At 63.6% G+C, this 24,101-nt stretch carries 22 protein-coding genes; 14 read left to right on the forward strand and 8 right to left on the reverse strand.

Annotated features, from left to right (window positions below):
- Positions 1 to 25 precede the first annotated feature (25 nt).
- From pssA to ACSQ27_RS07735, 4 genes are all read right to left on the reverse strand, one after another.
- Positions 26 to 838: a CDP-diacylglycerol--serine O-phosphatidyltransferase gene (pssA, locus tag ACSQ27_RS07720; protein WP_436154872.1), complete on the reverse strand. Its 813-nt coding sequence runs from the start codon at positions 836 to 838 to the stop codon at positions 26 to 28.
- Between the two features lie 255 nt (positions 839 to 1,093).
- Entirely contained in the window at positions 1,094 to 2,110 is a 1,017-nt protein-coding gene (ilvC, locus tag ACSQ27_RS07725) for a ketol-acid reductoisomerase (protein WP_436154873.1), read from the reverse strand.
- 127 nt (positions 2,111 to 2,237) lie between these two features.
- Positions 2,238 to 2,729 (reverse strand): acetolactate synthase small subunit, encoded by a 492-nt coding sequence (gene ilvN, locus ACSQ27_RS07730; protein ID WP_007869681.1) that lies wholly within the window; start codon positions 2,727 to 2,729, stop codon positions 2,238 to 2,240.
- A gap of 111 nt (positions 2,730 to 2,840) precedes the next feature.
- Complete coding sequence (locus ACSQ27_RS07735; RefSeq protein ID WP_436154874.1) at positions 2,841 to 4,619, reverse strand: acetolactate synthase 3 catalytic subunit; 1,779 nt, start codon at positions 4,617 to 4,619, stop codon at positions 2,841 to 2,843.
- A gap of 320 nt (positions 4,620 to 4,939) precedes the next feature.
- Here ACSQ27_RS07735 and ACSQ27_RS07740 point away from each other — a divergent pair, with 320 nt between their 5' ends.
- The 6 genes from ACSQ27_RS07740 to ACSQ27_RS07765 all read left to right on the forward strand — a co-directional run bounded on the left by ACSQ27_RS07740 (position 4,940) and on the right by ACSQ27_RS07765 (position 8,423).
- Positions 4,940 to 5,506: an RNA polymerase sigma factor gene (locus ACSQ27_RS07740; RefSeq protein WP_436155416.1), complete on the forward strand. Its 567-nt coding sequence runs from the start codon at positions 4,940 to 4,942 to the stop codon at positions 5,504 to 5,506.
- Positions 5,503 to 5,949, forward strand: a complete 447-nt coding sequence (locus tag ACSQ27_RS07745) for a DUF3619 family protein (RefSeq protein WP_436154875.1) — start codon at positions 5,503 to 5,505, stop codon at positions 5,947 to 5,949. The genes ACSQ27_RS07740 and ACSQ27_RS07745 overlap by 4 nt, the downstream gene beginning before the upstream one ends.
- 71 nt (positions 5,950 to 6,020) lie before the next feature.
- Positions 6,021 to 6,677: a DUF3106 domain-containing protein gene (locus ACSQ27_RS07750; protein ID WP_436154876.1), complete on the forward strand. Its 657-nt coding sequence runs from the start codon at positions 6,021 to 6,023 to the stop codon at positions 6,675 to 6,677.
- 106 nt (positions 6,678 to 6,783) lie between these two features.
- Positions 6,784 to 7,317 (forward strand): RDD family protein, encoded by a 534-nt coding sequence (locus ACSQ27_RS07755; protein ID WP_436155417.1) that lies wholly within the window; start codon positions 6,784 to 6,786, stop codon positions 7,315 to 7,317.
- 36 nt (positions 7,318 to 7,353) lie between these two features.
- On the forward strand, positions 7,354 to 7,806 hold the full coding sequence (locus ACSQ27_RS07760; RefSeq protein ID WP_436154877.1) for a diacylglycerol kinase: 453 nt from the start codon (positions 7,354 to 7,356) through the stop codon (positions 7,804 to 7,806).
- Positions 7,803 to 8,423, forward strand: a complete 621-nt coding sequence (locus ACSQ27_RS07765; RefSeq protein WP_436154878.1) for a TIGR00730 family Rossman fold protein — start codon at positions 7,803 to 7,805, stop codon at positions 8,421 to 8,423. The genes ACSQ27_RS07760 and ACSQ27_RS07765 overlap by 4 nt, the downstream gene beginning before the upstream one ends.
- Positions 8,424 to 8,660: 237 nt before the next feature.
- Here ACSQ27_RS07765 and ACSQ27_RS07770 read toward each other — a convergent pair whose 3' ends face one another.
- Positions 8,661 to 8,999, reverse strand: coding sequence for a P-II family nitrogen regulator (locus ACSQ27_RS07770; protein ID WP_007869659.1), 339 nt, complete (start codon positions 8,997 to 8,999; stop codon positions 8,661 to 8,663).
- Between the two features lie 173 nt (positions 9,000 to 9,172).
- The gene (locus ACSQ27_RS07775) at positions 9,173 to 10,861 is read right to left on the reverse strand and encodes an NAD+ synthase (RefSeq protein ID WP_436154879.1); all 1,689 of its coding nucleotides are present in this window, start codon (positions 10,859 to 10,861) and stop codon (positions 9,173 to 9,175) included.
- 25 nt (positions 10,862 to 10,886) lie between these two features.
- Between ACSQ27_RS07775 and ACSQ27_RS07780 the strand changes: the two genes are divergently transcribed.
- The 5 genes from ACSQ27_RS07780 (at position 10,887) to ACSQ27_RS07800 (ending at position 16,009) form a co-directional block, all read left to right on the forward strand.
- The gene (locus tag ACSQ27_RS07780; protein ID WP_436154880.1) at positions 10,887 to 12,119 is read left to right on the forward strand and encodes a GNAT family N-acetyltransferase; all 1,233 of its coding nucleotides are present in this window, start codon (positions 10,887 to 10,889) and stop codon (positions 12,117 to 12,119) included.
- Positions 12,120 to 12,213: 94 nt separating this feature from the next.
- On the forward strand, positions 12,214 to 12,546 hold the full coding sequence (locus ACSQ27_RS07785; protein ID WP_436154881.1) for a hypothetical protein: 333 nt from the start codon (positions 12,214 to 12,216) through the stop codon (positions 12,544 to 12,546).
- A 25-nt stretch (positions 12,547 to 12,571) separates the two neighbouring features.
- Complete coding sequence (locus ACSQ27_RS07790) at positions 12,572 to 13,378, forward strand: hypothetical protein (protein ID WP_436154882.1); 807 nt, start codon at positions 12,572 to 12,574, stop codon at positions 13,376 to 13,378.
- Positions 13,379 to 13,487: 109 nt separating this feature from the next.
- Positions 13,488 to 15,140: a wax ester/triacylglycerol synthase family O-acyltransferase gene (locus ACSQ27_RS07795; protein ID WP_436154883.1), complete on the forward strand. Its 1,653-nt coding sequence runs from the start codon at positions 13,488 to 13,490 to the stop codon at positions 15,138 to 15,140.
- A gap of 35 nt (positions 15,141 to 15,175) precedes the next feature.
- Positions 15,176 to 16,009: an alpha/beta hydrolase gene (locus tag ACSQ27_RS07800; RefSeq protein ID WP_436154884.1), complete on the forward strand. Its 834-nt coding sequence runs from the start codon at positions 15,176 to 15,178 to the stop codon at positions 16,007 to 16,009.
- Between the two features lie 74 nt (positions 16,010 to 16,083).
- Here ACSQ27_RS07800 and ppa read toward each other — a convergent pair whose 3' ends face one another.
- Positions 16,084 to 16,614, reverse strand: a complete 531-nt coding sequence (gene ppa, locus ACSQ27_RS07805) for an inorganic diphosphatase (RefSeq protein ID WP_436154885.1) — start codon at positions 16,612 to 16,614, stop codon at positions 16,084 to 16,086.
- Positions 16,615 to 16,922: 308 nt separating this feature from the next.
- Here ppa and ACSQ27_RS07810 point away from each other — a divergent pair, with 308 nt between their 5' ends.
- Complete coding sequence (locus ACSQ27_RS07810; protein ID WP_436155418.1) at positions 16,923 to 19,142, forward strand: sodium-translocating pyrophosphatase; 2,220 nt, start codon at positions 16,923 to 16,925, stop codon at positions 19,140 to 19,142.
- A 106-nt stretch (positions 19,143 to 19,248) separates the two neighbouring features.
- Here ACSQ27_RS07810 and ACSQ27_RS07815 read toward each other — a convergent pair whose 3' ends face one another.
- Positions 19,249 to 21,396: an AAA family ATPase gene (locus ACSQ27_RS07815; protein WP_436154886.1), complete on the reverse strand. Its 2,148-nt coding sequence runs from the start codon at positions 21,394 to 21,396 to the stop codon at positions 19,249 to 19,251.
- 288 nt (positions 21,397 to 21,684) lie between these two features.
- On the opposite strand from ACSQ27_RS07815, the gene ACSQ27_RS07820 reads away from it, so the two are divergent.
- Positions 21,685 to 23,118 carry an aldehyde dehydrogenase family protein gene (locus ACSQ27_RS07820; protein ID WP_436154887.1) on the forward strand — a complete coding sequence of 478 codons (1,434 nt, stop codon included), beginning with the start codon at positions 21,685 to 21,687 and terminating at the stop codon, positions 23,116 to 23,118.
- A gap of 95 nt (positions 23,119 to 23,213) precedes the next feature.
- Positions 23,214 to 23,975 carry an SDR family oxidoreductase gene (locus ACSQ27_RS07825; protein ID WP_436154888.1) on the forward strand — a complete coding sequence of 254 codons (762 nt, stop codon included), beginning with the start codon at positions 23,214 to 23,216 and terminating at the stop codon, positions 23,973 to 23,975.
- Positions 23,976 to 24,101 lie beyond the last annotated feature (126 nt).

The raw sequence follows: 24,101 nt of genomic DNA on the forward strand, positions 1-24,101 counted from the left end.
GTTTCATTTGTTCAATGTACCACAATTATTTGTGGAGGCCGCGCTCGTCCGGCTCGTCGGTGGAGGTCGAGATCACGCTGGTCTGCTGGCCCTTGGCCTTACGCCAGCCATACAGCACGTAACCCGAGAGGCCGTAAAGCACAAACAGGCCGAACATGACGGTCGGCGGATGGATGTTGATGACGGCGATCCCGAGCGCGATCAGCACGATGGCCGCGAAAGGCACGCTGCGTTTCATCTGCACGTCCTTGAAGCTGTAGAACGGCACGTTGGTGACCATGGTCAGACCCGCATACAGCGTGAGGGCGAAGGTGACCCAGCGCACTTCCACCCCGCTGATGCCGGCGTCGGTCATCAGCCAGATAAAACCGGCCACCAGGGCAGCCGCCGCGGGCGACGGCAGGCCCTGGAAGAACCGCTTGTCGACCACTGCCGTGTTCACGTTGAAACGGGCCAGGCGCAACGCGGCGCAGGCACAGTACACAAAAGCGCCTATCCAGCCCCAGCGCCCCAGGCTGGTCAGGGCCCAGACGTAGGCGATCAGGGCCGGCGCGGCGCCGAAAGACACCATGTCCGAGAGCGAGTCCATTTGCTCGCCGAAAGCGCTTTGCGTGTTGGTCATGCGGGCGACACGCCCGTCCAGGCTGTCGAGCACCATGGCGCAAAACACGCCGATGGCGGCCTGGTCGAAGCGCCCGTTCATGGCCATGACGATGGCGTAGAACCCGCCAAACAAGGCGGCCAGCGTAAACAGGTTCGGCAATATATAAATGCCCTTGCGGCGCTTGCGTACCATCACCGCCGGGTTGTTGCCCGCGGATTCTTCGCCATCATGCATAAAAATACTCCTGAAGCACAACTGGTGCGCGCAAAAAGCTATTAAATTCATAGCATCCGAGGACACCACCGAGGAGCCGGCCGGCCCCGCCTGGGGCAGGCAATTGCCGGCACAAGGCGCCAAGGATACCAAGATCGGCGCCGCAAAATGTCAGCGTGGCGCGAATCACTCCCGAATTTGCGCCCGCCCGTAAAAAAGCCGCGCAGGAAGTTTGCGCGGCTTTTTGCAGGACAAGGCCCCTGACGGGCACCTATATCAGTTGCGGGTCTGGTCCACCAGCTTGTTTTTGGCGATCCAGGGCATCATGGCGCGGAGTTTTTCGCCCACGATTTCGATCTGGTGCTCGGAATTCAAGCGGCGACGGCTCAGCAGGGTTGGCGCGCCCGCCTGGTTTTCCACCAGGAAGCTCTTCGCGTATTCACCGGTCTGGATGTCTTTCAGGCACTTGCGCATGGCGTCCTTCGTGGCCGAAGTCACGATGTTGGGGCCGGTCACGTACTCGCCGTACTCGGCATTGTTCGAGATCGAGTAGTTCATGTTGGCGATGCCGCCTTCATAAATCAGGTCGACGATCAGCTTGAGCTCGTGCAGGCATTCGAAGTACGCCATTTCGGGCGCGTAGCCGGCTTCCACCAGCGTTTCGAAGCCGGCCTTGATCAGCTCGACAGTGCCGCCGCACAGAACGGCCTGCTCGCCGAACAGGTCGGTTTCGGTCTCTTCGCGGAAGTTGGTCTCAATGATGCCGGCCTTGCCGCCGCCATTGGCCATGGCGTAGCTCAGGGCCAGGTCGCGAGCCTTGCCGGACTTGTCCTGGTGCACAGCCACCAGGTGGGGCACGCCGCCGCCCTGGGCGTAGGTGTTGCGCACGGTGTGGCCGGGCGCCTTGGGGGCGACCATCCAGACGTCGAGGTCCGCGCGGGGAATCACGGCGCCGTAGTGCACGTTGAAACCGTGGGCGAACACCAGGGAAGCGCCCTGCTTGATGTTGGGGGCCACGTCGTTCTTGTAGACAGCGCCGATCTGTTCGTCGGGCAGCAGGATCATGACCACGTCGGCGGCTTTGACCGCGTCGGCGACTTCGGCGACCTTCAGGCCGGCCTTTTCGACCTTGGGCCAGGAAGCGCCGCCCTTGCGCAGGCCGACGATCACTTTCACGCCGCTGTCGTTCAGGTTTTGCGCATGGGCATGGCCCTGGCTGCCGTAGCCGATGATGGCGACCGTCTTGCCCTTGATCAGGCTCAAATCACAATCTTTGTCGTAAAAAACTTTCATTTTTCTCTCCAGAATAGGTATTGGCGAAAATGCCCTTCGACAGGCTCAGGGCGAACGGTAAACGCATATCGCCACTCAAAATCCGTTCGCGTTGAGCCTGTCGAAACGCGCGCACGGACGACTTAAATCAAACCCGCAAAATCCGCTCGCCGCGGCCGATGCCGCTGGAGCCGGTTCGCACCGTCTCCAGGATCGCGCTGCGGTCTATGGCCTCCAGGAAGGCATCGTTCTTGGACTGGTCGCCGGTCAGCTCTATGGTGTAGCTTTTCTCGGTAACGTCGATGATGCGCCCGCGGAATATATCAGCCATGCGCTTCATCTCTTCGCGCTCCTTGCCGACCGCGCGCACCTTGACCATCATGAGCTCGCGCTCGGTGTAGGCGCCCTCGGTCAGGTCGACCACCTTGACCACTTCGATCAGGCGGTTCAGGTGCTTGGTGATCTGCTCGATGACGTCGTCGGAGCCGGTGGTCTGTATCGTCATGCGCGACAGGCTCGGATCTTCGGTCGGTGCGACGGTCAGGCTTTCGATGTTGTAGCCGCGCGCCGAGAACAGGCCGACTACGCGGGAAAGAGCGCCCGGCTCGTTTTCCAGCAAAACTGCAATGATGTGTTTCATAAGAAGATTCCTCTTTTCGCCGCCCTCCCCCGCGCACGGTAATGCGCAGGCTCGGCGGGCAATAGATTCGTCAGGTGACGGTGAATGAATGGGTGTGCGGCGGCCTGAGGCCTAGAGGTCTTCCGACCCCAGCAGCATCTCGGTAATGCCCTTGCCGGCTTGCACCATCGGGAACACGTTTTCGGTCGGGTCTGTGCGGAAGTCCATGAACACCGTGCGGTCCTTGAGCTTGCGCGCCTCGCGCAGCGCCGGCTCCACGTCCTGCGGCTTTTCGATCAGCATGCCGACGTGCCCATAGGCCTCAGCCAGCTTCACGAAATTGGGCAGCGCGTCCATGTAGCTGCTGCTGTAGCGGCCGGCGTATTCGACCTCCTGCCACTGGCGAACCATGCCCAGGTAGCGGTTGTTCAGCGAGACGATCTTGATCGGCGTGTTGTACTGCAGGCAGGTGGAAAGCTCCTGGATGCACATCTGCACCGAGCCTTCGCCCGTAATGCAAAACACTTCCGAGTCGGGCTTGGCCAGTTTGATGCCCATGGCGTAGGGAATGCCGACGCCCATGGTGCCCAGGCCGCCCGAATTGATCCAGCGGCGCGGCTCGTCGAACTTGTAGTACTGGGCGGCCCACATCTGGTGCTGGCCCACGTCCGACGTGATGTAGGCATCGGCGTCCTTGGTGAGGCTCCAGAGGGTTTCGACCACGTGCTGGGGCTTGATGACGTCGCCCTTGCCCATGCTGTACTTCATGCAGTCGCGCTTGCGCCAGCCTTCGATCGTCTCCCACCAGCCGCCCAGCGCGTTGGCGTCGGGCTTGAGGCCGGACTCCTTGATCATGCTGATCAGTTCGGTCAACACGTCCTTCACGTCACCCACGATGGGGATGTCGACCCGCACGCGCTTGGAGATGCTGGAAGGGTCAATGTCGATGTGGATGATCTTGCGTTCGTTCTGCGCGAAATGCTTGGGGTTGCCGATCACGCGGTCGTCAAAGCGCGCGCCGACAGCCAGCAGCACGTCGCAGTTCTGCATCGCGTTGTTGGCTTCGATGGTGCCGTGCATGCCCAGCATGCCGAGGAATTTTTTGTCGCTGGCCGGGTAAGCGCCCAGGCCCATCAGCGTGTTGGTGCAGGGATAGCCCAGCATGTCGACCAGCGTGCGCAACTCCTGCGAGGCATTGCTCAGCAGCACGCCGCCGCCGGTGTAGATATAAGGCCGTTTGGCCGCCAGCAGCAGTTGCAGGGCCTTGCGGATCTGCCCACCGTGGCCTTTGCGAACCGGGTTGTACGAGCGCATCTCCACGGTTTGCGGATGGCCGCTGTAGGGAACCTTGTTGAAGGACACATCCTTCGGAATGTCCACGACCACCGGGCCTGGCCGGCCACTGCGGGCGATGTGGAAGGCCTTCTTCAGGGTGTCGGCCATCTGCCGCGCGTCCTTGACGAGAAAGTTGTGCTTCACGATGGGCCGGGTGATCCCGACCGTGTCGCATTCCTGGAAGGCATCCAGGCCAATGGCGTGGGTGGGGACCTGGCCCGTGATGATCACCATCGGGATGCTGTCCATGTAGGCCGTCGCGATGCCGGTTACCGCATTGGTCACGCCCGGGCCGGAAGTAACGAGGGCCACGCCCACGTCGCCCGTGGCGCGAGCATAACCGTCAGCAGCATGCACGGCCGCCTGTTCGTGGCGCACCAGGATGTGCTGGATCGAGTCCTGCTTGTAGAAGGCGTCGTAAATGTGCAGAACCGCACCGCCGGGATAGCCCCAGACGTACTTGACGCCCTCAGCCTGAAGCGACTTGATGAGGATTTCCGCGCCGCGGAGTTCCTGGGAATTTGTGTGTGCAGACGCTGCTGCCGCGGAAGCGATTTCCGCCTTGGAGATTTCCATGATGAACCTTTGTGAATTTCTCTAACGAAATACCTTGGGTGCCTCTTCGCCCACTCTTGTGAAGCGGCGTTGAGACTTGAGGCCAGAACCATAAGCGGAAACATAAACCGCCGAGTCATGACCCGTTTGCCTTTTGAATTGCAGGGCATATTATGACATTTCGCGTTGCGCAATGGCCGCAGGCGCCCAAAAAGGGTCGGCCGACACCGGCTGTAATGCGATAATTTTCCAGCGGCATCCCAGGATGCATGCTGATCGGCATAGGCTCGGCGAAGACCGCGGCCATCCCTGAAGTGCTGGACGAACCGGACCCCACACCGTTGGCAACTGAACAAGAACTCTCGGATTTCCTGAAAAGCGTTGAAAAACGGGCTTTCAAGCGCAGCATTTACCACGTCCGGGACGAAGAGGCTGCTCTCGATATCGTTCAGGACAGCATGATGAAGCTGGCGCAGCACTACGGCGACAAGCCTGCCGCCGAGCTGCCCATGCTGTTCCAGCGCATCCTGGCCAACACTACGCTGGACTGGTTTCGCCGCCGCAAGACCCGCAACGCGCTTTTTTCCAACATGAGCGACTTCGAATCGTCCGGGGAAGACGGAGATTTCGACCTTCTGGAAACTTTAGAGACCCTGACCAACTCAGAAGGTACGGAGAGCGCCCAGGATGCTACGGAGCGGGCGCAGATATTGCATGAGATCGAGCTGCAGGTAAAGGAATTGCCGGGCCGTCAACGGGAAGCCTTTCTGATGCGTTACTGGGAGGAAATGGACGTCGCTGAAACAGCAGCCGCCATGGGCTGCTCGGAGGGTAGTGTCAAAACGCACTGCTCACGCGCAGTTCACGCTCTCAGCAAAGCCCTGAGCGCCAAAGGTATAAAACTATGACTAATTCACTACAAAAAAGAGCCGACATCCTGCAGGACCGCTTTGGCCTGAAAACCGCCTCTTACCTGTCCGCAGGCGCGGCAGACCTGCCTTACGACATTTCCGAGCGCCTGCGCGCCGCGCGCTTCCAGGCTGTCTCCACCCGCAAGATCGCAAAAACCGAAACTGCCGGCGGTGTCGTCGGCAACGGTGCCAGCGCAGCCCTCACCTGGGGGGCCGACGACGGACTGGGTTGGTGGGGTCGCATCGGTTCGGTGCTTCCGCTTGTTGCGTTGGTCGTGGGTCTGTTGGTCATCAATTCCATCCAGAACGACAACCGCGCCCAGGAAGTGGCCGAAGTCGACGTGGCCCTGCTCACCGACGAACTCCCGCCCGCTGCCTTTGCCGATCCCGGTTTTGTCCAGTACCTCAAAGTGACTCGCCAAGCGCCTACGGTCCAATGAGCCGCCCAGCAGCTGCCCGACGCATCACCCTGCCCCTTGACCCTTCAACCCGGTTGAAGCTGCAATGGCTGTTGCTTGGACTCGTGGCGGCCACCCTGCTGACACTGCCGGCTTTGAGTTTTGCCCAGCCGGCCAAGCCCGCAACCGCAGCCAGCACCCCCGGCGCCACCAAACCGGCCGCAAGCGCACCTGCCAAAGCCGCTGTCTCCAGGCCCACGTGGGCTGAGCTCAGCCCCATGCAGCGACAGGCCCTCGCACCTCTTGCCTCAAGCTGGAACACCAACATCAGCGAGCCGCAAAAACGCAAATGGTTGGAAATCTCCAAAAACTATCCTTCGCTGCCCCCCGAAGGACAGGCCAACCTGCATAGCCGCATGAACGAATGGGTCACGCTGAGTCCCCAGCAGCGCGCCCAGGCACGGCTGAACTTCGCCAAGACCAAGGAACTCTCCAAGCAGCTCACGCCGGAAGAGAAAAAGGCCAAATGGGAGAGCTACCAAGCCCTCAGCCCTGAAGAAAAGCAGAAGCTGGCGGCCAAGGCCAGCCCCAAGCCCGCCGGAGCTGCAACCGCCGTCAAACCGGTGGCTCCCCAGAAGCTGGCCCCCGTTCCGCCGCACCCCGTCAAGGCCAGCAGCAAAGCTGCGCCTAAAATCACGGCTTCGATCCCGGCGGCAGCCGCGCCTGCTGCATTGCCTGCCAGCGGCCCAAGCGCTACACCCCAGCGTTGACATACCGCCGGCTGGGCAAGCCGGCCGGATTTATTGGCCGCTCCGGCAGTCCCCTGCCAGCGAGCATTGAAGAGCAACACTTTTGACCGTCACCGATACCCCCTCAATACCGTCCATCCCTCGGCGCATGGCTTGCTGGATGTACGAAGGCATGCTGATGTTCGGCGTGGTTTTCCTGGCCGGCTACCTCTTCAGCACCTTGAGCCAGACCCGCAATGCGCTGGACAACCGCCATGCGCTGCAGGCTTTCGTGTTTGTGATCTTCGGCATCTACTTCGTCTGGTTCTGGGCCAAAGGCCAGACGCTGGCGATGAAAACCTGGAATATCCGCGTGGTCGATGTCCATGGCGCGCCCATCTCCCAGAAACGCGCCCTGCTGCGCTACGTCCTGAGCTGGCTGTGGTTCCTGCCGCCGCTGGCCGTCAGCTGGGCGCTGGCGCTACCGGGCCGCGAAGGCGCCGTGCTGGCGCTGGGCTGGGTCGCCATCTGGGCGATCCTGGCGCGCTTTCATCCGCAGAAGCAGTTCTGGCACGATGCCTGGGCGGGTACCCGGCTGATCACCTGGGTGGCACCTGAAAAGCCCCGCCGCCAGGAAAAATCGAAAGCCACAGCTGGCAATGATGTGGCCGAGCAGCCCTAACATCAACATGCCATAAAGCTGCGCGACAATCGCCCCATGCCCGAACAAGTCCCGCTTTCCGCCTCCGCGCCAGCCTCCGCCAATACCGCCTCCCCGATCCCCTTCGATGAGCCGGTCAATCCCCAGAAACACCGCAGGGGCCTGAGCCGCGTCTGGCATGCCACGGGCTATTCCATCGCCGGCCTGCGCGCCGGCTGGCATGAAACCGCGTTCCGCCAGGAGGCCATTGCCTCCATCGTGCTGATCCCCGCCGCCTTCTGGCTGGGCCGCAACTGGGTGGAAACCGTGCTGCTGGCCGGCACGGTCATCCTCATCATGATCGTGGAACTGCTCAACACCGGCATCGAAACCGCCATAGACCGCATAGGCCCCGAGTGGCACGACCTTTCCAAGCGCGCCAAGGACATGGGCAGCGCCGCCGTCCTGCTCAGCCTGCTGCTCTGCGCCGGCACCTGGGCCCTGGCGCTCTTTCAACGATTCTCAGCATGAACAACGACAGCACCGCAGTGACAGAAACCGCCAAGCCCGCCTTCTCCCTTTGCGTTTATTGCGGTTCCCGCACAGGCGCCAATCCCGAATTTGCCGCGATTGCGGCCCTCGTCGGCACCTGGATAGGCACCCACGGCGGGCAACTGGTCTACGGCGGCGGCCGCAACGGCCTCATGGGCATCCTGGCCGATGCCGCACTGGCGGCGGGCGCGCGGGTCGTGGGCGTGATCCCCAAGGCGCTGGTGGAAAAGGAATGGGCCCACACCGGCTGCACCGAATTGCACATTGTGGAGAACATGCACGAACGCAAACGCATCATGGCCGAGAAGGCAGATGCCTTCCTGGCCCTGCCGGGCGGCATAGGCACGCTGGAAGAGTTTTTTGAGGTCTGGACCTGGCGCCAGCTCGGCTACCACGACAAGCCGGTCGGGCTGCTCAACATGGGCGGCTATTACGACAGCCTGCTGGCCTTCCTGGCCTCATCGGTCAAAGCCGGTTTCATGAACGACTGGCTGATGGACCTGATACGCACCGACAGCGAGGCAGAGCCCCTGCTCGAAACCCTGGTGCAGGCAGCCGGCACGACGCCAACCGCAACGCGCCTGGACCAGATCTAAACCACCCATTCGGCTTGCGGTTCAGGCTAGCCAGGCGCCGGCCGCACTATGTCTTCACCAGCAGGGACCGCGGGACTGGCTTTGCCAGACCGCAGGCGCAGCGCCCCCGAGGGGCTGGAGCCTGCGGCTCCAAAGCTGCTGAGCAGCTTTGGACAGGCGACAGAGGCGAAGCGTCTCGCGAGCCGCGGCCTGCAAGGCCTCGGGAGCTACACGAAGTGAGCGACCGTGGGGGCGCGTCTAAACCGCCGCTTCGTCTTCCTCACCGGTACGGATACGCACCACACGCTCCACGCTGGTGATGAAAATCTTGCCATCGCCGATCTTGCCGGTCCGCGCCGCGCGCACGATGGCGTCCACGCAGCGCTCCACATCCTCGGTTTTCACAACGACTTCGACTTTGACCTTGGGCAGGAAGTCGACCACGTACTCCGCGCCGCGGTAGAGCTCGGTATGGCCTTTCTGGCGGCCGAAACCCTTGACTTCAGTGACGGTCAGCCCGGTCACGCCGCATTCGGCCAGCGCCTCGCGGACTTCTTCGAGCTTGAAAGGCTTGAGGACGGCGGTAATTTGTTTCACTGAATATCTCCGTTGGTTTTAAATCTCGTCATAAAGCACTTGAAGTCTGCAGGGAGCCCCCCAACCAGCAGGGGCCGCGGAACCGGCTTTGCCGGGCCGCAGGCGCAGCGCCCCCATGCGTAAGGAAAAGGGGCAGCGCGCCGCAGGCTCGAAGTGGGGGAGCGTGGGGGCCGTCACTGTCTAAATCTACTGGTAATAGGATAGCGCCAATCCTTGCCAAAGCTCCTGTGGGTGACCCTGATGCCCACCGGCGCCTGCCGCCGCTTGTATTCGTTGATGCGGATCAGGCGCGCCACGCGCTCCACCACCGCGCGGTCAAAGCCGGCGGCGATGATGCCCTCGGCGCTTTCGTCGTTTTCCATGTAGCGCGACAGGATGGCGTCCAGCACCTCGTAAGGCGGCAGACTGTCCTGGTCGGTCTGGTCGGGGCGCAGTTCGGCGCTGGGCGGGCGCGTGATGATGCGCTCGGGGATCGGGTTGCTGCCGGTGCCATACGGGTCATTGGCATTGCGCCAGCGCGCCAGCCGGAACACCGAGGTCTTGAGCACGTCCTTGATGACTGCGAAGCCGCCGGCCATGTCGCCGTAGAGCGTGCAATAGCCGGTGGCCATCTCGCTCTTGTTGCCGGTGGTCAGCACGATGGAGCCGAACTTGTTGGACAAGGCCATCAGAAACACCCCGCGTATGCGCGCCTGGATATTTTCCTCGGTCGTGTCTTCCTTCAGGCCCTTGAACTCGCCGGCCAGCGAGGCCTTGAAAGCTTCGAACTCGGGCACGATGGAAATCTCGTCGTAGCGCACCTTCACGCGTTCGGCCATCTCGCGCGCATCTTTCCAGGAGATGTCGGCTGTATAGGGCGAGGGCATCATCACCGCGCGCACCTTGTCGGCGCCCAGCGCATCCACCGCGATTGCCAGCACCAGGGCCGAATCGATACCGCCCGACAGGCCCAAAATAGCGCCCGGAAAGCCGTTTTTTCCCAGGTAATCGCGCACGCCCAGCACCAGCGCGTCCCACAAATCAGCCTCGTGGCTGCGCTCGGGCGCCGTATCCGCCATCAAGGTGACAGCGTCCTTCACGCGCTCGGCGCGGATGGCAAACAGCTTTTCCCTGAAACTTTCAGCCCGCCCTGCCAGCAAGCCATCGGCCTGCAGCGCAAAAGAGCGCCCTTCGAACACGATTTCGTCCTGCCCGCCCACCAGGTGGGCATAGACCAGCGGCAGCCCGGTGGCCAGACAGCGGTTTTGCATCATCTGCTCGCGCTCGCCGCCCTTGCCCACATGGAAAGGCGAAGCATTGATGACCACCAGCAGTTCGGCACCGGCTTCCCTGGCAAGGCGCGCGGGCTCTTCGAACCAGGCGTCTTCACAGATCAGCAGGCCTATGCTGATGGCCTCGTCACCCTCCCCGGCCTGGAACACGCAAGTGCCCTGGCCGGGCGTGAAGTAGCGGCGCTCGTCGAACACCTGGTAATTGGGCAGTTCGCGCTTGGCGTAGCTTTCGATGACACGGCCCTCGCGCAGCACCCGCGCCGCGTTGTGGCGCTGCTGCACTTCCACGCTTCTGGTGCGCAGGCCCTTGCCGTTGTCGCCGTGGGTGGGTGTGCCCACCACCACCGTCAGGCCTTTTAACCCGGCCAGCTCGCGGGCCACTTGATTCACGGCATCATCACAGGCCTGGATGAAAGAGGGGCGCAAAAACAGGTCTTCGGCCGCGTAGCCGCAAATCGCCAGCTCGGGCGTCAGCACCAGCCGCACACCGTCCTGGTAGGCGGCACGGGCCGCCTCGATGATCTTTTGCGCATTGCCCGGCATGTCTCCCACGCAATAGTTCAGCTGGGCAACGCAGATTTTGAGTGGCATGTAGAAGTAAAACCCCGAAAAACACGTGAAAAACGACTCAAACGATTATGTCATCCGCGTGCTGGATTCGCCGCTGAAGGTCAATGCATCCGAGTGGAACGCCCTGCTGGCGGCGCAAAGCCCGGGCGAGGCCGCCAACCCCTTCATGCGCCATGAATACCTGGCCGCACTGCACGAAAGCGGCAGCGCCGGCCCCGACACCGGCTGGACGCCCTGCTTCGTCACCCTCTGGCAGGGCAACACGCTGGCCGGCGCCTGCCCGCTGTACCTGAAGGCCCATTCCTACGGCGAATACGTGTTCGACTGGGCATGGGCCAATGCCTACCAGCAGCACGGCCTGGACTACTACCCCAAGGCCGTGGCCGCCGTGCCCTTCACGCCCGTCCCCGGCGCCCGGCTGCTGGCGCGCAACCCCGCCGAACGCGCGCTGCTGGTGCAGGCACTGCTCGCCTGGTGCGGGCAGGAAAAGCTTTCATCGCTGCACCTGCTGTTTACCGCCGATGAGGATGTGGCGGCCTGCCAGGAGGCCGGCCTGATGCTGCGCCACACAGTCCAATTCCACTGGAAAAACAACGCGTATCGCAATTTCGACGATTTCCTGACGTCACTCAACCAGGAAAAGCGCAAAAAAATCCGCCAGGAGCGCCGCAAAGTCCACGATGCCGGCATCACCTTCCGCTGGTCGCTGGGCAAGGACATCAGCCGGGCCGACTGGGATTTTTTCTACCGTTGCTACGAACGCACCTATTACGAACACGGCAACGCGCCCTACCTCAGCCGCGATTTCTTCCAGCGCATGCAGGACACCATGCCCGAGAACTGGCTGCTGTTCATCGCCGAACATACGGCCGACGGCGGCAAACCCCAGCCCATCGCGGCCAGCCTGATCGCGGTCAGCGCAGCACCGACGACCGAGCCGACCGGCGCAAACATCACGTCACTGACCGCCTACGGCCGGTACTGGGGCGCCCTGGCACGCGTCGACTGCCTGCACTTCGAGGCCTGCTATTACCAGCCGCTGGAATGGTGCATCACGCATGGCTACCTGCGCTTTGAGGGCGGCGCCCAGGGTGAGCACAAGATGGCCCGCGCCCTGCTGCCCGTCAAGACCACCAGCGCCCACTGGCTGGCCCATCCCTCGTTCGCCGACGCGGTCGAGCGCTTCCTGGAGCGCGAGGGGGCCGGCATAGAAAGTTATATGGACGACCTGGAACGGCGCAACCCGTTCAAGCGCGCCGCACCGGCCGCTCCAGCCTGAAAAGATACACCGGTTGCCAGCGCCGCAGGGTCTTTCTGCCGTGTGGACGTCCTTGGGGCAAGCGGTGCTATAAATCCCCCAAAAGGAACCTCCCATGAGCAACACAAACTCCGCATTCCAGAGCCAGTACAAGGTCAACCTGGTCGAATGCCCTACCCTCACCGCCGAACAGCGTGCCGCCGCCGAACTGCGCTTTCGCATGGCACTTGAATTCGCCGTCGGCGGGCCCGAATACGTGCTGCCTTCGCTGCAGGCCTATATGCTGGCGCAGACCTTAAACGAGGGCCTGCCGCTGGAGGGAGCCTCCGAGGCGGAAGAGCAGGTCATCGCGCTATGGCAGCACGCCGAAACCGACGCGATCCTGGCCGCCATGCGGCCGCTGGGCGACAACCTGGACAACGCGCGCTTCGAGATTCTTCCTCTCTGAATCCCGGCCCGCCGACACCCGCACCATGAGCAGCGCCGCAATCCCGCTTTCAAGCGCCCCGATAGACACGGCACCCGCCGCCAACGACAGCGGCCTTGAAAACCCGCCATCCCTGGGCCGTCCCCACGCCCGCCGCCTGCGCGAGGTCTACCGCTCCGCCGGCTGGCCTTGCCAGGACCTGCTGGAGATCGAACTGCTTGCCACCGGCATGCTGCAACGCGTGGCCGGGCCCGCGGGCCATGAGACCCTGCGCGTCACCGACGCGGGCATCGCCTACCTGGCGGCCACGCTGCTGCGCAACCGCTCGGCCCTGTCCAAGCATGAAGCGCTGGTCGAGCAGGTGGCCTGCGAAATGGTGCGCGCCGGCCGCATCACCTGGCGCGGTCTGGGATTGCGCGCGCAACTGCCGCCGGACACCGAAGGCGGCAAGGCGCGCTGGGGCATCGTCCGGCCCGACGTGTTTTCCATCCGCAACACCACGGTGCAGGAATACGTGGACCCCATCGTCCATGAGATCAAAGTGCATCGCTCCGACCTGCTGGGCGACCTGCGCCGCCCCGAAAAGCGCGCGGCCTACCTGGACCTGGGCGGCGAATGCTGGTACGTGCTGGGCTGCGATGCCAAGGGCCGGCCCATAGGCGCGGCTGATGAAATCCCGCTGGAGTGCGGCGTGATGTTGATGGAAAACCATCGCCTCGCCGTCGTTCGCGCCGCGCCGCGCCGTGCGCGGCAGTCCTTGCCGCTGGGCGTCTGGATGGCGCTGGCCAAGGCGACGCCTGTGGCCGGGCTCACCGAGGATGAGCAGGGCATGCTGGGCGACTGCGAAGCTTGACCCTTGTCGCGCCCGCGTGCTGAGCCTCGCGCGACACGCTCTGCTACGGCAAACCCTAGTGCCGCGCCTGCGCCCGCTCGGTTAAGGTCTCCCCACGGAGACAATAACCATGAAATCCCTGACCGGCCTGGACGCGACCTTTCTCTACCTCGAAACCCCTGAAATGCCCATGCACGTGGGCTCGCTCAACCTGTGCGAATTGCCGGCCGGCTTCAAGGGCAGCTTCCACAAGGCCGTCAAAACCCACATCGGCAAACGCATGCACCTGGCGCCGGTATTCAGCCGCAAGCTGGTGTTTATGCCGCTGGACCTGGGCCACCCGCTGTGGGTGGAAGCTGATTCGGTCGACATCGACTTTCACATCCGTCGCGCCGATCCGACCAAAAAGGGCGCCGCACCGATGACGCTGGCCGAGGTGCACAAGCTCTGCGCCCAGTTGCACGGCGAAGTCATAGACCGCGACTACCCGCTTTGGGAGTTCTATATCTTTGATCGCATCCAGCTGCCGGAGACCCAGGGCGGCGGCATCGTGGCGGGCTTTTTCTCCAAGATCCACCATGCCGCGCTCGACGGCAAGGGCGGCGTCATGCTGGCCAATGCCATGCTGGACCTGAGCCCGACGCCGCGTGAAGTGGCGCCCCCCGATCCCGAACGGTCCCGCAAGCTGGAGTCCGACCTCAAGCTGGGCAAGATGATCGGCTCGGTGTTTTCCAGCTCGCTGGGCCAACTGGCCAAGGTCGCCAAGTCGCTGCCTGCCGCGGCCAGCACCTTCGGCAGCACGCTGGCCAAACAGTCCATGGGCAGCTCGGCTACCGGCGTAAAAGCCAAGATGCCCATGAAACTGGCGCCGCCTACGCCCTTCAACGCGGGCATAGGCACGGGGCGCGTGTTCGTCACCGCCACCATCCCGCTGGCCGAGACCAAAGCCATGGGCAAGGCGGTGGGCGGCTCGTTCAATGACATGGTGCTGTGGATCTGCTCGACCGCGCTGCGCAACTACCTCACGCAGCACCACAGCCTGCCGAAAAAATCGCTGGTGGCCGCCATGCCGGTGTCGCTGCGTGAAGCCGGTGCCACCGATGCCAGCAACCTGGGCAACCAGGTCAGCATGAGCCTGGTCGAGCTCGGCACGCACCTGGCGCACCCGCTCAAGCGCATGAACGCCATCATGGCTTCCACCGCCAAGGTCAAGACCTCCATGCAAAGCCTCAAGGGCCTGCTACCGACTGATTACCCTTCGCTGCTGGCGCCCTGGCTCGTAGGCGGCGCCGCCAAAATGGCGCTCAATGCCTACGGCAAGAGCGGCATGGCCAGCCGGTTGCCCATGGTCGCCAACCTGGCGATTTCCAACGTGCCGGGCCCGCCCGTGCCGCTGTACCTGGCCGGCGCCAGGTTCCTGACCTTCCACCCGCTGTCCATCATCCTGCACGGCCTGGCGCTCAACATCACCATCCAGACCTACGCCGGCCATGTGGATTTCGGCATCATTGCCGACAAGAAAGCGCTGCCGCACGCCAAGGACCTCGCCAAGGCGATCGAGGATGCCTTCACCGAGGCGCAGTCCTTGATGGCGGGCGCGGCGCCGGCCGCACCCGCGCCCAGCAAAACCGCCAAACCCGCGGCGAAAAAGACCACCGGCAAGGCAGTCCCGGTAAAAACCCGCAAGGCCGCTGTCACGAACGTGACGAAATCCCGCGCACAGCCGTCAAAGTTAGAGGTGCCTCCCTCTGTAAACAAGCGTAAGCGCCTCCATACTGTTTGAGTCAGAACTCCAAAAGACAATCAATGCCCCACGCCATGGCAAGCCCGTCATCCAAGCGAAATTCTTCCGCCTCTCAAGACCCCAAAAAACCCATCCCGCACGATGTTCCGCCCAGCGCCTGGTTGCTTGCGCTCGAGCTGCGCGCAGTCTGGGAATTCGGCGCCCTGCTGCCCGCCTGGCCGCTGCTGGCCCGCGCGCCGCGCGGCGACGGCCATGCCGTCATGGTGTTTCCCGGCCTCTCGGCCAACGACGCCACCACCGTGCCGCTGCGCCACTACCTGCAATCGCTCAACTACAAGCCCTGGGGCTGGGAGCAGGGCTTTAACTTCGGCCCGCGCGCCGGCGTGCTCGAAGAAGCCCGCGACAGCCTGAGCCGCACCTTTGAGGCCACAGGCCGCAAGGTCAGCCTGATCGGCTGGAGCCTGGGCGGCGTCTATGCGCGCGAGCTGGCCAAGGAAATGCCGGACAAGGTGCGCTGCGTGATCACGCTGGGCACGCCCTTCGCGGGCTCGCACAAGGCCACCAATGCCTGGCGCATTTATGAACTCACCAGCGGCCGCAGCGTGGAGCGTGAATCCGACAATTACGACCTGCCCGCCGCCCCGCCCGTTCCGACCACCAGCATCTATTCACGCAGCGACGGCGTGGTGGCCTGGCAGGCCAGTATCCAGGCGCCCAGCGCCGCCAACCCGGAGACCGAAAACATTGAAGTGCTGGCCAGCCACATCGGCATGGGCGTGAACCCCAGCGCCTGGTGGGCCGTGGCCGACCGGCTGGCCCAGCCCGAAGGCCAATGGAAGCCCTTCGCGCGCGAGGACAAGGGCCGGCTCCACGGCCTGGTTTATCCGGAACCGGCGCAGGCGACTTAAAACCGCGGCGACGGAATGAAAAAAGCGCCTGCAGGAAAACCTGCAGGCGCTTTTTTTGTTGGAGCCCGAAAGCCTCAGCCTTTGGCGTAGTTGGCGATGCCGTCGGTGATTTCCTTCTTGGCGGCTTCCGGGCCTTCCCAGCCCAGCACCTTGACCCACTTGCCTTCTTCCAGATCTTTGTAATGCTCAAAGAAATGGGAGATGGTTTTGAGGCGCAGCGGGTTCATGTCTTCGGGCTTTTGCCACTGGGTGTAGAGCGAGCATTTCTTGTCGATGGGCACGGCCAACACCTTGCCGTCTTCGCCGGCTTCGTCTTCCATCTTCAGGATGCCGATGGCACGGCAGGTGACCACCACGCCGGGGATCAGCGGCACGGGCGTGATCACCAGCACGTCGACCGGGTCACCGTCGCCGCTGATGGTCTTGGGCACATAACCGTAGTTGGTCGGATAGTGCATGGACGTACTCATGAAGCGGTCCACAAAGATCGCGCCGGACTCCTTGTCCACCTCGTACTTCACCGGGTCGGCGTTCATCGGGATTTCGATGATCACGTTAAAGGATTCGGGAACGTTTTTACCGGGAGAAACTTTATCGAGGGACATGGTCGCTTGAGGTTTGTGTTGAAGGGAAAGAGATGAAATGAAAGGCTTCAGCCCACATGGATGACCGCGCAACAGCGCCGGGATTAATACTCTGCGGCTACCGGAAGCTCGGTATTTACCCTCATTTTACTGATTCAGGGCTTACGCATCGCGAACTTGTCATGTTTTCGCGTTAAATTTCGCGAGTTGGCCAATCGACCTTGTCTCCAAGCGTGACACAAGCAACGAGGAAGCAACGCAGCGGGGGCACCGCTCGCGTGGCACCCCCTCCAAGCGAAAAACAACGTAGGAGAATTTCAATGTCAGCTATGACAGGCAACTCGGCGCTCATTCTTGCGCTGGTCTGCGGACTGATCGCCGTCGGGTACGGCATCTGGGCACGCAGCTGGATTCTTTCCCAGGACGCAGGCAATGCGCGCATGCAGGAGATTGCAGCCGCCATCCAGACCGGCGCTGCCGCTTACCTTGCGCGGCAATACAAAACCATCGCCATCGTCGGTGTCGTCCTCACGGTACTCATCGGCTTCTTCCTTGACGGCAAGACCGCCATCGGCTTCGTGGTCGGCGCGGTGCTCTCGGGCGCCTGCGGCTTTATCGGCATGAACGTCTCGGTGCGCGCCAACGTGCGCACCGCGCAGGCCGCCACCAGGGGCATCGGCCCCGCGCTGGACGTTGCCTTCCGCGGCGGCGCCATCACCGGCATGCTGGTGGTGGGCCTGGGCCTGCTGGGCGTGACCGGCTTTTACTGGTTCCTGGTGGGCAACGGCAACTACACGCCTGACCTCAAGCTGGCCAACCTGCTGAATCCGCTGATCGGCTTTGCCTTCGGCTCCTCGCTGATTTCCATCTTCGCCCGGCTGGGCGGCGGCATCTTCACCAAAGGCGCTGACGTCGGCGCCGACCTGGTGGGCAAGGTCGAGGCCGGTATCCCCGAGGACGACCCGCGCAACCCGGCGGTGATTGCCGACAACGTCGGCGACAACGTGGGCGACTGCGCCGGCATGGCCGCCGACCTGTTTGAAACCTATGCGGTCACGCTGATCGCCACCATGGTGCTGGGCGCCCTGCTGCTGTCCGGCGCAGGCGCCACGGCCGCAGTGTACCCGCTGGCATTGGGCGGCGTGTCCATCATTGCTTCCATCATCGGCTGCTTCTTCGTCAAGGCCTCGCCTGGCATGAAGAACGTGATGCCTGCCCTGTACAAAGGGCTCGCCATCGCCGGCGTGTTGTCATTGATCGCCTTCTACTTCGTCACGATGTGGCTGATGCCCGACAACGCCGTGACGGCCACCGGCACGCAGATGCGCCTGTTCGGCGCCTGTGCGGTCGGCCTGGTCCTGACCGGCGCGCTCTGCTGGGTCACCGAGTACTACACCGGCACGCAATACAAGCCCGTGCAGCACATCGCACAGGCCTCCACCACCGGCCACGGCACCAACATCATTGCCGGCCTCGGCGTGTCCATGCGTTCCACCGCCTGGCCCGTCATTTTTGTCTGTATCGCGATACTGACCGCCTTCAAGCTGGCGGGCCTGTACGGCATCGCGATTGCCGCGACCTCCATGCTGAGCATGGCCGGCATCGTGGTCGCGCTGGACGCCTACGGCCCCATCACCGACAACGCCGGCGGCATCGCCGAGATGGCCGAACTGCCCAGCAGCGTGCGCGACATCACCGATCCGCTGGACGCCGTGGGCAACACCACCAAGGCCGTGACCAAGGGCTACGCCATCGGCTCCGCCGGCCTGGCTGCACTGGTGCTGTTTGCCGACTACACCCACAAGCTCGACGCCTACGGCACCACCATCAGCTTTGACCTGAGCAACCCGCTGGTCATCGTCGGCCTCTTCATCGGCGGCCTGATTCCCTACCTGTTCGGTGCCATGGCCATGGAAGCCGTGGGCCGCGCCGCCGGCGCCGTGGTGGTTGAAGTGCGCCGCCAGTTCCGCGACATCAAGGGCATCATGGACGGCACGGGCAAGCCCGAGTACGACACTGCTGTCGACATGCTGACCACGGCCGCCATCAAGGAAATGATGATCCCGTCCCTGCTGCCCGTTGTCGTTCCCATCGTGGTCGGCCTGGCGCTCGGCCCGCAAGCCCTGGGCGGCCTGCTGATGGGCACCATCGTGACCGGCCTCTTCGTCGCGATCTCCATGTGCACCGGCGGCGGCGCCTGGGACAACGCCAAGAAATACATTGAAGACGGCAACCACGGCGGCAAGGGCTCGGAGGCGCACAAGGCCGCCGTGACCGGCGACACCGTGGGCGACCCCTACAAGGACACCGCCGGCCCAGCCGTCAACCCGCTGATCAAGATCATCAACATCGTGGCGCTGCTGATCGTGCCGCTGGTGATGAAGTTCCACGGTCCGGCGCAGGCCGCGCCCAGCACCCCCATGGCCGAACCCGCCGCCGTGAGCGCACCAGCCGCCACCCCGATGGCGCCCGCCATGCCGGCACCTGCGCCCACGCAGGCGCCCAATGCTGCGGCCACGCCGACACCGGCCGCGCCTGCCTCTCGCTAAGCGGCTAAAGCGGCCAAACGGCCGTCCCAAGCAAAAAGCCCTGCAACGCAGGGCTTTTTTTCTTTGTGCGTGCGTGCAAGAGCACGGCGGCTTGGCCGCCAGCCGGTCAAGCCGGCATCAGTTGGCCCGCCCCTTGCCCAGCCTCCAGCAACGCCGGTGCCGCAAGGAATTCAAAGCGCCGAATCTCGCCCAGCGTTTCACTGAGCGTCATTTCGCCGGACCTCATCAGGCATCCGGTCAGGTGCTCCGTCAGCGCCGTGTATTCCGCCAGCACAGCCTTGGTCTCACTGAAAAGCCGTTCGCTCTGGGCTTCCATGATGCTTCGCGTTTCTTCGTCCGGTGGCGCATTGCTGCCATCTTTGACAAGCGCCGCATAGTTCAGCCGGGTCTTGCGGTACATGCCCATTTCTGCCACCGCGTGGTGCAGCAGCCGCGTTACGCGCGTGATGTCGTTGTGGGCGCCGCTGGTCGTGCCGTCTTCGCCGAAAAAGAGCTCCTCGTTGGCCATGCCTCCCAGCAGCACGCGGACTTCATGCTCCATGTCGCCTTTGGTCTTCAGGAGATTGCTGTCCTGCTTGTGCAGCACAAAGCCCAGCGCGTTGTTGCGCGGGTTGGCCTTCAATGAAATCTTGATGGTGTTCATGTCGGCTTGCAGGGCGTTCCAGTCGCCGCCCGCCAGCTTGCGCTGGTGGTGAAAGTCCATCAGGAAGTGGCCCCACTCGTGCACGGCGATGATGCGCCGGTCGCGTTCGCGCTCCTTGGTGGTGTTGTCGTTGACGTTGCCCACCAGCACGCGCTCGGCGGCCTGCATCAAGGTATGCGCGCCTATCATCTGGCCCGACTGCACGGCGATGATGCCGGCCTGGTTGACCATGGTCTCGAGGTCGGCCGGGCTGCAGCCTTCCGTCAGCTCGACAAAATGGCGCAGGTCCATGTCCGGCAACACCTTGTCCGCGCGCTGGCGCAGGTAGTGGCCGGTGATGGCCAGGCGCTCCTGCTGGTTGGGCATGCGGAAGTCGACCTTCATCTGGAAGCGGCGCAGCATGGCTTCGTCCATCTGCAGGTTGGCCGAATTGAAGTTGGAGGCCACGATCCAGATGATTTCGGCATCCGACTTGGTCCGCACGCCGTCCAGGATGGCCAGCAGCATGTTCTGCGTGTCGTCGTCGTATTTGCGGTTGCCGCCGCGCCGCATGAAAAGGTCTTGCGCCTCGTCGAGGAACACGATGCAGCGCTTGCGCCGCGTGGCCAGCGCGAGGATGCGCGACAAGGTGTTGGAGCCCCCGGCGACGTAGCCGGTCTCCAGATTGGCGGCCGAATGGAAAAGAATCGGCAGGTTCAGTTCCTTGGCCAGGTAGCTGGCCAGCTTGGTCTTGCCGGTGCCCGCCGGGCCGCTGAACATCACATTGAAGGGCTTGTTCACGCCGTAGGCGGCGTATTCAAGGCGGCGTTCGTACTGGTCGCGGATCTGCGCGACCTCGGCCTTGATGTCGTCCATGCCGACCAGGTCTTCCAGGTCGCCGCTGATCTGCTGCGGGGAAATGAACTTGAGGGACTTGCGTTGTCCGCCCACCTGGAACCACAGGAAGGCCAGCAGGCCCACGGTCAGCGCGGCGGACACCAGCGCGCTGGCACCGCCTTTCCAGGCATCCTGTTCGGATTGCGGGCGCGCCTCGCCGAAACGCTGCTCGAGGCGTGCCAGCATGTCCTTGCTGGCGCCGTCGAGCGCGGCCTGGGGCACAAAGGTCAGCTTGCCGCCCCAGGGCGCCGTCACGGCCTTGTCGGCCAGTATCTTGGTCTCCATGTCCGAGGGGTAGTAGGCGTACTGCCGGCCTTCCGACTCGACCAGCACAAAGCGCTCGGAAACAGTCCAGAGAATCGGCCGGTAAATGATGGTGATGCGCGCGACTGGGTGGGTCTCGAGAAAGCTCAGCACCGAGCCGCTTCCGAAGACCACCGGCAACGCGGCGTTGTAAGCCCAGGCCGCCTCTGCGCCCTGCCCCGCCGCCGCCATCGCCTTGACCTCCAGGCTCAGCCTCTCCTGGCGTTGCAAGGTGGACCAGGCGTAGTAGCCGCTGGCGGGAATCATCAAGGCAACGCCCAGCACGGCCAGCTTCATGCCCAGGGTCTGGATTGCCAGCCAGTCGCGCAGGCGGGCCGCCAGGGCTTTCAGCCAGGCCTGCACGCCGGAGCCGGCGGTGGGGGCATCGCCGGCGGGAGCGGCATCGGTCGCGCATGAGGTGGGATCGGTCATCGCAGTGTGTATCCAGATTGCGGCCCGCAGTTGCCGGCTGCTGCCGCTGTCCTGCACCCGCTGGGGCGCAATGTAGGCACCGTTCCCGTTTGTAGGAATTGGCGAGGTGCGTTTGTAGGTTCAATCCTACAGAAAAGCCCATTTCCCCACAGCAAAAATGTTGTAAACGGGGCGTCGCCGCACCACATCCAGACGTGAAAAACACACGCTTTTTTTAACCGTTACCTTCGGCCGGCCGCGAGGCGCCTGTCCGGCGCCCCCACGCCCGGTTTCAAGCAAAATCAGGCGATGCAGCTCAATTACATCGCCAACGCCTCCCTCCCCTCCGTCTCCGGCAAGACCATTCCCGTCATCGACCCGTCCGACGGCCAGGTGTTTGACGAAATCCAGCGCAGCAACGCCCACGACATCGACACCGCCGTGCGCAGCGCGCGCGAATGCCTGGAGCTGGTGTGGAGCCGCTTCAACGCCGCCGAGCGCGGGCGCCTGCTGATGCGCCTGTCGGCCAAGGTGGCCGAGCATGCCGAGGAGCTGGCCCAGCTGGAGCAGCGCGACTGCGGCAAGCCGACCAAACAGGCGCGCGCCGACGCGGCGGCCCTGGCGCGCTATTTCGAGTTCTACGCCGGCGCCTGCGACAAGCTGCACGGCGACACCATCCCCTACCTCGACGGCTACAGCGTGATGACCTGGCGCGAGCCGCACGGCGTCACCGGCCATGTGATCCCCTGGAACTACCCGATGCAGATCTTCGGCCGCAGCGTGGGCGGCGCGCTGGCCGCGGGCAACGTCTGCGTGGTCAAGCCGGCCGAGGACGCCTGCCTCTCCCTGATCCGCGTGGCGCAGCTCGCCGCCGAGGTCGGCTTTCCGGCCGGCGCCATCAACATCGTGACCGGCTACGGCCATGAGGTCGGCGACGCGCTGGCGCGCCACAAAGGCATAGACCACATCAGCTTCACCGGCAGCCCCACCGTGGGCACGCTGATCCAGCAGGTGGCCGCCGAGCGCCACTGCCCGGTCACGCTGGAGCTGGGCGGCAAAAGCCCGCAAATCGTCTTTGCCGATGCCGACCTGGACGCCGCGATTCCCGCCATCATCAACGCCATCGTGCAGAACGCCGGGCAGACCTGCTCGGCGGGTTCCCGCCTGCTGGTGGAGCAGGCAATTTACGAGCCGCTGCTGCAGCGCCTGGGCCATGCCTTTGAAAACCTGCGCGTCGGCCCCGCCGCCATGGACCTGGACGTAGGCCCGCTGATCCGCCAAAGCCAGCAGCAGCGCGTCTGGGATTTCTTAAGCGACGCGCACGTCGCCAACATCGCCATGGTGGCCCAGGGCCAGATCGTCGACGAAGCGCCCGAGACGGGGTTTTACCAGGCCCCCACCCTGCTGCGCGACGTGCCGGCCACGCATCGGCTGGCGCAGGAAGAAGTCTTCGGCCCGGTGCTGTGCGCCATGAGCTTCAAGGACGAAAACCACGCCGTGGAACTCGCCAATGCCACCCAGTTCGGCCTGGTCGCCGGCATCTGGACACGCGACGGCGCGCGCCAGTTCCGCATGGCCAAAAGAGTCAAAAGCGGCCAGGTCTTCATCAACAACTACGGCGCCGGCGGCGGCGTCGAGCTGCCCTTCGGCGGCGTGAAGTCCTCGGGCTACGGGCGTGAAAAAGGCTTTGAGGCGCTGTACGGTTTCACGACCTTGAAGACCGTGGCGGTGCGCCACGGCTGAGCACCCCATCCGGCCTCCATCGGCACGACCCAGGGCCGGGGATGTAATAAGCTCACATATCAGTTCAATCAATCAAAACACCTGGAGACAAACCCATGCGGGTCAAAGACAAATCCATCATCGTCACCGGCTCCGGAGGCGGTATCGGTGAAGGCATCGCCCGGCGGCTGGCGGCCGAGGGCGCCAAGGTCGTCGTCAACGACATCAACGTCGCCCTGGGCGAAAAAGTCGTGGCCGCCATCGTCAAGGCCGGCGGCACGGCCTCCTTCTTCGCTGCCGACGTGACGAAATCCGCCGAAGTGAAAGCACTGGTCCAGGCCGCCGTGGACCGTTACGGCCGGCTCGACGTGATGGTCAGCAATGCCGGCTGGACGCACCGCAACCAGCCCGCGCTCGACGTCAGCGAAGACGACTTCGACAAGTGCTACGCCATCAACGTCAAAAGCATTTACCTGGCCACCATCCACGCCACGCCGGTGTTCCGCAGCCTGGGCGGCGGCAGCTTCATCAACATCGCCTCCACGGCCGGCGTGCGCCCACGCCCGGGCCTCACCTGGTACAACGGCTCCAAGGGGGCCGTCATCACCACCTCCAAATCGCTGGCGGCCGAGCTGGGCCCCGACAACATCCGTGTGAACTGCATCAACCCGGTGTTCAACCCCGACACCGGCCTCTCAGCCGACTTCGCCGGCGGCCCGCTGGACGAAGAGCGCAAGGCGCGCTTTCGCGCCAGCATCCCGCTGGGACGCTTTTCGACTGCGCTGGACGTCGCCAATGCGGCGCTTTACCTGGCCAGCGATGAAGCAGACTTCATTAGCGGAGTATGCATAGAGGTAGATGGAGCCCGCTGTGTGTAGAGCCCCCACGCTCGTCACTTCATGTACTTCGCTGCCCCCCGAGGGGGCGCTGCGCCTGCGGTCTGGCAAAGCCAGTCCCGCGGCCCCTGCTTGGTTAAAGAGCCTTCTCGGGCCTGGCCAATAACG

Origin of the sequence: Polaromonas sp. LjRoot131, from assembly GCF_964252805.1 — a bacterium.
Classification (GTDB): Bacteria; Pseudomonadota; Gammaproteobacteria; order Burkholderiales; family Burkholderiaceae_C; genus Polaromonas.

Excerpts from the sequence above, each read along its gene's own strand:
- pssA (WP_436154872.1), bottom strand. The coding sequence starts at position 838 with ATGCATGATGGCGAAGAATCCGCGGGCAACAACCCGGCGGTGATGGTA.
- ilvC (WP_436154873.1), bottom strand. The coding sequence starts at position 2,110 with ATGAAAGTTTTTTACGACAAAGATTGTGATTTGAGCCTGATCAAGGGC.
- ilvN (WP_007869681.1), bottom strand. The coding sequence starts at position 2,729 with ATGAAACACATCATTGCAGTTTTGCTGGAAAACGAGCCGGGCGCTCTT.
- ACSQ27_RS07735 (WP_436154874.1), bottom strand. The coding sequence starts at position 4,619 with ATGGAAATCTCCAAGGCGGAAATCGCTTCCGCGGCAGCAGCGTCTGCA.
- ACSQ27_RS07745 (WP_436154875.1), top strand. The coding sequence starts at position 5,503 with ATGACTAATTCACTACAAAAAAGAGCCGACATCCTGCAGGACCGCTTT.
- ACSQ27_RS07760 (WP_436154877.1), top strand. The coding sequence starts at position 7,354 with ATGCCCGAACAAGTCCCGCTTTCCGCCTCCGCGCCAGCCTCCGCCAAT.
- ACSQ27_RS07765 (WP_436154878.1), top strand. The coding sequence starts at position 7,803 with ATGAACAACGACAGCACCGCAGTGACAGAAACCGCCAAGCCCGCCTTC.
- ACSQ27_RS07775 (WP_436154879.1), bottom strand. The coding sequence starts at position 10,861 with ATGCCACTCAAAATCTGCGTTGCCCAGCTGAACTATTGCGTGGGAGAC.
- ACSQ27_RS07785 (WP_436154881.1), top strand. The coding sequence starts at position 12,214 with ATGAGCAACACAAACTCCGCATTCCAGAGCCAGTACAAGGTCAACCTG.
- ACSQ27_RS07790 (WP_436154882.1), top strand. The coding sequence starts at position 12,572 with ATGAGCAGCGCCGCAATCCCGCTTTCAAGCGCCCCGATAGACACGGCA.
- ACSQ27_RS07795 (WP_436154883.1), top strand. The coding sequence starts at position 13,488 with ATGAAATCCCTGACCGGCCTGGACGCGACCTTTCTCTACCTCGAAACC.
- ACSQ27_RS07800 (WP_436154884.1), top strand. The coding sequence starts at position 15,176 with ATGGCAAGCCCGTCATCCAAGCGAAATTCTTCCGCCTCTCAAGACCCC.
- ppa (WP_436154885.1), bottom strand. The coding sequence starts at position 16,614 with ATGTCCCTCGATAAAGTTTCTCCCGGTAAAAACGTTCCCGAATCCTTT.
- ACSQ27_RS07810 (WP_436155418.1), top strand. The coding sequence starts at position 16,923 with ATGACAGGCAACTCGGCGCTCATTCTTGCGCTGGTCTGCGGACTGATC.
- ACSQ27_RS07815 (WP_436154886.1), bottom strand. The coding sequence starts at position 21,396 with ATGACCGATCCCACCTCATGCGCGACCGATGCCGCTCCCGCCGGCGAT.
- ACSQ27_RS07820 (WP_436154887.1), top strand. The coding sequence starts at position 21,685 with ATGCAGCTCAATTACATCGCCAACGCCTCCCTCCCCTCCGTCTCCGGC.
- ACSQ27_RS07825 (WP_436154888.1), top strand. The coding sequence starts at position 23,214 with ATGCGGGTCAAAGACAAATCCATCATCGTCACCGGCTCCGGAGGCGGT.